The sequence below is a fragment of the Isoptericola sp. NPDC019482 genome (assembly GCF_040632295.1).
Classification (GTDB): Bacteria; Actinomycetota; Actinomycetes; order Actinomycetales; family Cellulomonadaceae; genus Isoptericola.
This window is the reverse complement of the sequence record NZ_JBEYBQ010000022.1, coordinates 59930-67850: the sequence shown is the minus strand read 5'-3', so window position 1 is coordinate 67850 and position 7921 is coordinate 59930. Positions and strand designations below refer to the sequence as shown.

7 protein-coding genes are annotated in these 7921 nt (G+C 71.9%); 6 read left to right on the top strand and 1 reads right to left on the bottom strand.

Annotated features, from left to right (window positions below; translation table 11 throughout):
• The first annotated feature begins 572 nt into the window (after positions 1-572).
• The 4 genes from uraD (at position 573) to ABZ493_RS14735 (ending at position 4238) form a co-directional block, all read left to right on the top strand.
• Entirely contained in the window at positions 573-1076 is a 504-nt protein-coding gene (uraD, locus tag ABZ493_RS14750) for a 2-oxo-4-hydroxy-4-carboxy-5-ureidoimidazoline decarboxylase (protein ID WP_430582891.1), read from the top strand.
• Positions 1073-1411 carry a hydroxyisourate hydrolase gene (gene uraH / locus ABZ493_RS14745; protein ID WP_430582890.1) on the top strand — a complete coding sequence of 113 codons (339 nt, stop codon included), beginning with the start codon at positions 1073-1075 and terminating at the stop codon, positions 1409-1411. The genes uraD and uraH overlap by 4 nt, the downstream gene beginning before the upstream one ends.
• 128 nt (positions 1412-1539) lie before the next feature.
• Complete coding sequence (gene pucL / locus ABZ493_RS14740) at positions 1540-2484, top strand: factor-independent urate hydroxylase (protein WP_430582889.1); 945 nt, start codon at positions 1540-1542, stop codon at positions 2482-2484.
• Between the two features lie 50 nt (positions 2485-2534).
• Positions 2535-4238 carry a nucleobase:cation symporter-2 family protein gene (locus ABZ493_RS14735; RefSeq protein WP_430582888.1) on the top strand — a complete coding sequence of 568 codons (1704 nt, stop codon included), beginning with the start codon at positions 2535-2537 and terminating at the stop codon, positions 4236-4238.
• A 23-nt stretch (positions 4239-4261) separates the two neighbouring features.
• Here the strand turns inward: ABZ493_RS14735 and ABZ493_RS14730 are convergent, their stop codons facing one another.
• On the bottom strand, positions 4262-5011 hold the full coding sequence (locus ABZ493_RS14730; protein ID WP_430582887.1) for an IclR family transcriptional regulator: 750 nt from the start codon (positions 5009-5011) through the stop codon (positions 4262-4264).
• A 108-nt stretch (positions 5012-5119) separates the two neighbouring features.
• On the opposite strand from ABZ493_RS14730, the gene ABZ493_RS14725 reads away from it, so the two are divergent.
• A complete protein-coding gene (locus ABZ493_RS14725; protein WP_430582886.1) occupies positions 5120-6598 on the top strand; it encodes an NAD-dependent malic enzyme in 1479 nt (492 codons plus the stop codon).
• Positions 6595-7851, top strand: a complete 1257-nt coding sequence (locus ABZ493_RS14720; protein WP_430582885.1) for an aldolase/citrate lyase family protein — start codon at positions 6595-6597, stop codon at positions 7849-7851. The genes ABZ493_RS14725 and ABZ493_RS14720 overlap by 4 nt, the downstream gene beginning before the upstream one ends.
• Positions 7852-7921: the final 70 nt, after the last annotated feature.

Sequence of the window (7921 nt, the reverse complement as noted above, 5' to 3'; positions counted from 1 at the left end):
GAAGCTTAGCCCTTCAGCGCCGATGGTACTGCCCTCGCGAGGGGGTGGGAGAGTAGGACGCCGCCGGACACCCATTCACGAAAGGCCCACCCCACACGGGGTGGGCCTTTCGCATACCCGGACACGCGCGCCGACCGCCCGCGGCTCCGGCTCGTATCCTGGTGGGACGCACGACGACGTGCGGTCGACGGCGACCGGCGAACAGCGGCGACGAGCCGTTCGCGGGGGCCACGCACCCAGGGGCCGGTCGGGACGGTTCGGTGCACGGCGGAGGCACACGGGGGTTCGGATGCGCGGGACGAGGTGCTCGGCCGTCGGGCCAAGGGTGCTGCTCGGACCCGCGGAGCCCTCGAGGAGGGCGTTCGCAAGGTCTTCACGTGCCTGCCGCCGGGGCGTCAGCGGCTCCCTGACCAGGGGATATGGCCGTCACCGGACGTGCCTCCCGCGAGCTGACCGACCCACGCCGGCCACTGAGCGCGGACTCACTTGACAGGCCACCGGCGCGAGAGCGAGACTTCACTGAACGGAAGCCCACTTCCGGTGGGCGGAATTCCCCGAAGGAGGATCGCTCGATGACGAGTGCAGGTCTCGAGGCATTCAACGCGGCGGACACCGACGTCGCGCGTGCTCAGGTGCTCTCGTGCGCGGCCGTGACGCGATGGGCGGACGCGGTGGTCCTGGGTCGCCCGTACGCGGACACCGAGGCCGCACTCGCGGCGGCACGGTCCGTGGCGGACCCGTGGAGCGAGGAGGAGATCGACTCCGCGCTCGCCCGTCATCCGCGCATCGGCGAGCGTGCCTCCGGGGAGGACGCGGACGCGGCGCACTCCCGCCGGGAACAGGCCGGCCTCGGCGACCTGAGCGGGTCGGTCGAGGAGCGGCTGCGCGCGGGCAACCGTGCCTACGAGGAGCGGTTCGGTCACGTCTTCCTCATCCGGGCCGCGGGTCGCACCGCCGAGCAGATCCTCGCCTCGCTCGAGGAACGCCTCGGGAACGATCCCGCCACCGAGCGACGCATCGCCGGCGAGCAGCTGCGGGAGATCGCCGTGCTGCGGCTGGAAGGAGAGCTCTCATGACCTCGCACATCACCACCCACGTGCTCGACGCGGTGTCCGGCCTGCCGGCCGCCGGCGTGTCCGTCTCCCTGTGGAGCGTCGGCGCGGACAGCGCGGCGCGCCTCGCGGACGCCACGACCGACGCCGACGGCCGGGTCAAGGACCTCGGCCCGGCGTCCCTCGAGCCCGGTACCTACCGGGTGACCTTCGCGACCGGCGAGTACTTCGCCGCGCAGGGCACCGCCACGTTCTATCCGTCGATCACCATCGACTTCACCGTCGAGGCGGGGCGCGACCACTACCACGTGCCCTGCCTGCTCAGCCCGTTCGCGTACTCGACGTACCGCGGGAGCTGACGAGCCAGAAGGCCTGCATCACCGGTCGCGGCACAGGCGCCGCGACTCGCGTCATCGTCATCGGAGACGTATGGGGACCGCCCTGGGGGCCGTCCCGCCCAACGCAACAACAGATGAAGGAGTCAGCAATGACCGCCACCGCCACCGACGCCCAGGTCAGCACGGGCACGATCGTGCTGGGTGACAACCAGTACGGCAAGGCCGAGGTCCGCGTCATGAAGGTCGACCGCGACCAGGCGCGCCACCGGATCACCGAGCTCTCGGTGACCTCGCAGCTGCGCGGCGACTTCTCCGCCGCGCACATCGACGGCGACCAGGGACGCGTCGTCCCGACGGACACGCAGAAGAACACGGTCTTCGCGCTCGCCAAGGACGGCATCGCCTCGCCCGAGGAGTTCGCGCTCCGCCTCGGTGAGCACTTCCTCTCGAGCTTCGACTGGATCGAGGGTGGCCGCTGGGAGGCCAAGGAGTACACCTGGGAGCACATCCCCTCGTCCCTGACCAACCATGTGACCGACGGCGAGCACGACCACGCGTTCGTCAAGGGCGGCACCGAGACGCGCACGACGGTCGTCCAGCGTGCGGGCGACGAGGTCTTCGTCGTCTCGGGCCTCGAGGACCTCAAGGTGCTCAAGTCCACGGGCTCCGAGTTCCACGGCTTCCCGAAGGACCGCTTCACCACCCTGCAGGAGACCACCGACCGCATCCTCGCGACGTCGGTCACCGCCCGCTGGCGCTACACCTCGCTGGACATCGACTTCAACGCCGTCTACGACGACGTGCGCCGCATCCTGCTGGAGACGTTCGCCGACGTGCACTCGCTCGCGCTGCAGCAGACCCTCTACCAGATGGGCAAGCGGGTGCTCGAGGCGCACCCGGAGATCGGCGAGATCAAGTTCTCGATGCCGAACCTGCACCACTTCGTCGTGGACTTCGAGCCCTTCGGCCTGGAGAACCCGAACGAGGTCTTCTACGTCGCCGACCGCCCGTACGGGAAGATCGAGGCGGAGGTGAAGCGGGAGGGCGCCGACCAGGAGCCGCGCGCGTGGGCGACCGTGACCGGGTTCTGCTGATCGCGGCCTGATCAGCGAAGCACGTGCAATCGGTTCGAAGGAGCATCGAGATGAGCACGACGACCATCGACGCGGCGGCCGCGACCGGCACGCCGCAGGGCGGTCGGCCGGAGGACGAGCGCTACCCGCTCGGCAAGACCTTCCTCTACGGCCTGCAGCACATCATGACGATGTACGGCGGCGTGATCGCGCCGCCGATCATCGTCGGGCAGGCGGCGGGCCTGACCGGGGCGGAGATCGGTGTCCTCGTGTCGGCCGCGCTGCTCGTCAGCGGCCTGGCCACCGCGCTCCAGACGCTCGGCATCCGCTTCTTCGGGTCGCAGCTCCCGCTCGTCCAGGGCATCTCGTTCGCCACCGTGTCCACCATGGTCGCGGTGGCGAGCGGGGACGGCGGGCTCCCTGCCGTCTTCGGCGCCATCATCGTGGCCGCCGTGATCGGCCTGGCGATCAGCCCGTTCTTCGCGCAGGTCGTGCGGTTCTTCCCGCCGGTGGTGACGGGCACGATCATCACGATCATCGGCGTCTCGCTGCTGCCGACCGCGGCCGGCTGGATGATGGGCGGCGACGAGGAGGCGGCGGACTGGGGGTCGGTTCCCAACATCGCGCTGGCGCTCGGCACGCTCGTCGTGGTGCTCGCGCTCAGCCGGTTCCTGCAGGGCACGATCTCCCGTCTGTCCATCCTCTTCGGGATCGTCATCGGGACCGTGGCGGCGGTGCCGCTCGGGCTCGCGGACTTCTCGGGGGTGGGCGAGGGAGCGCCGTTCGCGCTGCCGACACCGTTCGCCTTCGGGGCCCCGGTCTTCGAGATCGGCGCGATCATCTCGATGACGATCGTCATCCTCGTCATCATGACGGAGACCACCGCCGACCTCATCGCCATCGGCGAGGTGCTCGACACCAAGGTCGACGCGAAGCGGGTGGGCGACGGCCTGCGGGCCGACATGGCCGCCACGCTGGTCGCGCCGTTCCTCAACTCGTTCCCGGCCTCGGCGTTCGCCCAGAACGTCGGCCTGGTCGCGATCACCGGCATCCGCTCGCGGTTCGCCGTCGCGGCGGGCGGCGGCGTCCTGTTCGTCCTGGGGCTGTTCCCGGTGCTGGGACAGGTGGTCGCGGCGATCCCGTCGCCCGTGCTCGGCGGCGCCGGCATCGTCCTGTTCGGCTCGGTGGCCGTGTCCGGCATCCGTACGCTGTCGCGCGTCGAGTACGAGGGCAACCTCAACCTCACGCTCGTGGCGGTCGCGCTGGGCTTCGGCATCATCCCGATCGCCGTGCCGGACTTCTACGACCAGTTCCCGACCTGGGTGGGCATGATCTTCCACTCCGGGATCGCGGCCGCGGCCGTCGTCGCCGTCCTGCTCAACCTCGTGTTCAACGAGATCCGCTGGGGACGGCGCAGCAAGGACCCGTCGGTGTTCACCGCGGGCTCCTCGGCGCGCCTCGTCGTGACGGAGGAGCAGGAGCAGCGCCGGGCGGAGTACTTCGCGCGGCTGGACGCCGAGCGGCAGGAGGAGCGCCGTCGGGCCCGCCTCAACGCGGACGTGCGGGCGCGGGTGCGCCACGGCCACGGCCGCCGGTCGGGCTGCGTGTCGGCGATCGACCTGGACGCCGACGGCGTGCCGGACGTGCTGCAGATCCGCGAGGGGGCGCGCGACGCCGTCGCGGGCCGACGCCCCGGCGCCGACCCCGACCGCACGGCGGGCGAACCCAGCCCGCAGCTCGTGCCCGCCGGCGCCGTCGACCCGGGGAACGGGTGAGGAAGGTGCGGGCGCGCGCGCCGTCAGGCGGCGAGAAGCTCCTTCGAGATGGTGTCCGCCACCTCGTGGAGCAGGGGGAGCGCGGCCTCGCCGAACTCGTAGGTCACCCGGGCCGCGGGCCCGGAGACCGAGAGCGCGGTCGGGGTGGGCGCGTCCTTCACGGGGACTGCGAAGCAGCGCACGCCGATCTCCTGCTCGCCGTCGTCGACGGCGTAGCCCTGCTCGCGGATCGTGCCGATCTCCTTGAGGAGGTCGTCGGGGTCCGTGATCGACAGGTCGGTGGCGGGCGGCATCCCGACGCGACCGACGATGTCGCGGATCGTCTGGTCCGGCAGCTCGGCGAGCACCATCTTGCCGACGCCGGTGCAGTGCGTGTAGACGCGCCGTCCCACCTCGGTGAACATCCGCATCGAGTAGGACGACGAGGCCTGGGCGACGTACACCACCATGTCGCGGTCGATCATCGCGAGGTTGGCGCTCTCGCCGAGCTCGCGGGCGAGCCGCTCCAGGTGGGGGCGGGCGCTGGCGCCGAGCTGGCGGCCGGCGCTCTCGCCCAGGCGGATGAGGCGGGGCCCCAGGGTGTACCGGCGGTTCGGGAGCTGGCGGGCGTAGCCGCGGCCGACGAGCGTCCGCATCAGCCGGTGGATCGTCGGCAGCGGGAGACCGGCGGCCGCCGCGAGCTCGCTGAGCGCGGCGTCGCCGCCGAGGTCGGTCATGATCTCGAGCAGGTCGATCGCCCGGTCCACCGACTGGACTCCGGTGCCGTTCGCCATGGTCAGGTCCCCCTCCGCAAGGTCTTGTGAGCCGTTCCCGGTTCCGGAAACCATACTTCCACATCTCGAAACTTCATGTCATCAGCTCCTCGAAAGGAAACCCAGGCCATGGCGATGCCCAGCCCCAGCTACACGATCACCCTCCGCGTCGAGGCCCCGGCCTCCCAGCGCGCGACGAGCGAGATCGTCCACGAGATCGCCACGGCCGGCGGCTCGGTCATGGGCGTGGACATCGCCCAGTCGCACACCGACACGATCGTCGTCGACGTCACCTGCGACACCGTGGACGCCGAGCACGGCGAGCGGATCGTCCAGGCCTTGGACGCCCTCGACGGCGTGCGGGTGCTGAAGATGTCGGACTCGACGTTCCTCATGCACCTCGGCGGGAAGATCTCGGTCACCCCGAAGGTGCCGCTCAAGACGCGCCGCGACCTGTCGCGCGCGTACACCCCGGGCGTCGCCCGCGTCTGCCTCGCCATCGCGGACCGCAAGGAGGACGCCCGCCGCCTCACGATCAAGCGCAACACGGTCGCGGTCGTCACCGATGGCACCGCCGTCCTCGGCCTCGGCGACATCGGCCCCGAGGCCGCGATGCCGGTGATGGAGGGCAAGGCGGCGCTGTTCAAGCAGTTCGCCGACGTCGACGCCTGGCCCATCGCCCTCGACACGACGGACACCGAGGAGATCATCCGCACCGTCAAGGCGATCGCCCCCGGGTTCGGCGGCGTGAACCTCGAGGACATCTCCGCGCCCCGCTGCTTCGAGATCGAGAAGCGCCTGCGCGAGGAGCTCGACATCCCCGTCTTCCACGACGACCAGCACGGCACCGCCATCGTGGTGCTCGCGGCGCTCATCAACGCCCTCAAGGTCGTGAACAAGAAGATCGAGGACGTCCGCATCGCGGTGTCCGGCGTCGGCGCCGCCGGCTCGGCCATCATCCGCCTGCTGCTCGCGCAGGGTGCGAGGGACATCATCGGCTTCGACCGGCACGGGGCGCTCACGCCCGAGTCGGCGGGCGACGACGAGAACCGCACCTGGATCGTCGAGAACACCAACCCGTCCGGGTTCACCGGCACCCTCAAGGAGGGCCTCGTCGGGGCCGACGTCTTCGTGGGCGTCTCGGCGGGCAACATCCTCACGGGCGCGGACGTCGCGGCGATGAACGACGACGCGATCGTGTTCGCCCTCGCGAACCCGACGCCCGAGGTCGACCCGATCGCCGCCGGCGAGACGGCCGCCGTGGTGGCGACCGGCCGCAGCGACTACCCGAACCAGATCAACAACGTGCTGGCGTTCCCCGGCCTGTTCCGCGGCCTGCTGGACGCGGGCGCCACGCAGATCACGGACGAGATGCTGCGCGTGGCCGCGGTCGCGATCTCGTCGGTGGTGAGCGACGACGAGCTCAACTCCGCCTTCGTCATCCCGGGCGTGTTCGACAGCCGCGTGGCCGAGGCCGTCGCCGAGGCCGTGCGCGCCGAGGGGCTCAAGGAGGTCCCGGTCGCGGAGCACCGTGCCGAGGACGCCGAGCACCTGGCCCAGCACCTGGGCCGCGCACTGCAGGCCGAGGGCACGGCGGTGGCCCGATGAAGGCGTCCCTCGACCAGGCCGCGCTCGACGACGTCGAGCGGCGGCTCGCCGCGCACGACGCCCACCTCGAGCGCGCCTACCCGGGCGACGACGGCACGCGCCAGCCCGTGCACACCGTGTACGTGCCGGCGCACCGGTACACGGCCGGGCTCGCGAAGGACTGGGGCGCGCAGGCCCTCGCGGCGGTCGAGGCGCAGGGCACGGACGCGCTGCTGGACGCCGTCGGCGTGCGGGACGACCTGCGCGAGGCGGTCGCGGCCCAGGTGGAGCGCAAGCTCGCCGCCGAGCCGATCGAGGACCTGCGCATCGACCTCGAGGACGGGTACGGCACGCACCCGGACGCCGACGAGGACGAGGTGACCGCGGCCGCGGCCGCGGCGCTGCGTGCCGAGCTGGACGCCGGGGGAGCGACGCCGTTCGTCGGCATCCGGTTCAAGTGCTTCGAGCGGCCCACCCGGGCGCGCGGACTGCGCACGCTGGACGTGTTCGTCAGCACGCTCGCGGCGTCAGGCGACCTGCCCGACGGGCTGGTGCTGACGCTGCCGAAGGTGACCGGCGTCGTGCAGGTCGAGGCGATGGTCGCCGTCTGCGAGCGGCTGGAGGAGGCGAACGGCCTGCCGGCCGGGCGCCTGCGCTTCGAGGTGCAGGTCGAGACGCCGCAGTCGATCCTCGACTCCGCGGGCACGGCGACCGTGGCGCGGATGATCCACGCGGGGGCGGGGCGCGTGAGCGGCCTGCACTACGGCACCTACGACTACTCGGCGTCGCTCGGCATCGCGGCGGCCTACCAGTCGATGGAGCACCCGGCGGCGGACCTCGCCAAGGAGGTCATGCAGCTCGCGGCCGCCGGGACGGGCGTGCGGCTGTCCGACGGGTCGACGAACGTGCTGCCGGTCGGCGACGATGCGCAGGTGCGCGCCGCGTGGGCGAACCACGGGCGCCTCGTGCGGCGCTCGCTGGAGCGCGGGTTCTACCAGGGCTGGGACCTGCACCCGGCCCAGCTGCCGAGCCGGTTCGCGGCGACGTACGCGTTCTACCGTGAGGGCTTCGAGCCCGCGGCCGAGCGGCTGTCGAACTACGTGAACGAGGTGGAGGGGGCGGTGCTCGACGAGCCCGCCACCGCCAAGGCGCTCGCGTGGTACCTCAAGCGCGGCGTCGACTGCGGCGCCCTGGGCGCCGACGAGATCGTCGAGCGCACCGGCCTGCAGCCGGTCGAGCTCACGGCGATCGTGACGCGGCCGCTCGGGGCCTGACCCCGGCGCGCTCGCCCGCGCCCCCGGCTCCCGGCCACGACGGCCCGGCAGGACGACGTCCTGCCGGGCC